The sequence below is a fragment of the Alcanivorax sp. HI0083 genome (assembly GCF_001635175.1).
In genome coordinates, this window is record NZ_LWFX01001790.1 from 1 (window position 1) to 539 (window position 539).

1 protein-coding gene is annotated in these 539 nt (G+C 62.3%); it reads right to left on the minus strand.

Annotated elements, in window-relative coordinates; genetic code table 11:
• On the minus strand, positions 1-539 hold a 539-nt coding region (gene cmk, locus A3754_RS25825; RefSeq protein ID WP_063521727.1), incomplete at both ends, for a (d)CMP kinase.

Sequence of the window (539 nt, forward strand, 5' to 3'; positions counted from 1 at the left end):
GGCGCAATGGCGCCACCTCACGGTTCATGTCACGGTCATCCCGGGTGCGGATGTCCTCGACGAGGGTCGCGAGGGTAGCACCAAAGCCCTTCTGCTTCAACTGCTCAAAGCGCCGTCTGGCGCGCTCTTCAGCGCTGGCGGTGAGGTAAATCTTGAGGGGCGCAGAGGTAAACACCACGGTGCCCATATCACGGCCATCGGCCACTAGCCCGGGAGATTCGGCAAAAACCCGCTGACGGGCCAACAAGGCGTCGCGCACGGGCTGCAGCACAGCCACCTGGCTGGCCAGCTCACCGACACTTTCCTGGCGGATAATATTGGAGACGTCCTCACCATCGAGGATCACCGCAGTGTGGCCTTGCTGCTCTACAAATCGCACCGGCAAGGCCTTCGCCAGTGCAATCAATGCGGGCTCGTCATCCAGGGCAACCCCTTGATTCCTCGCATAATATCCCAGCACCCGGTAGAGCGCACCGGAGTCCAGAAGATGCCACCCCAGGCGAATCGCCACTAACCGGGCCACGGTGCCCTTGCCGGAG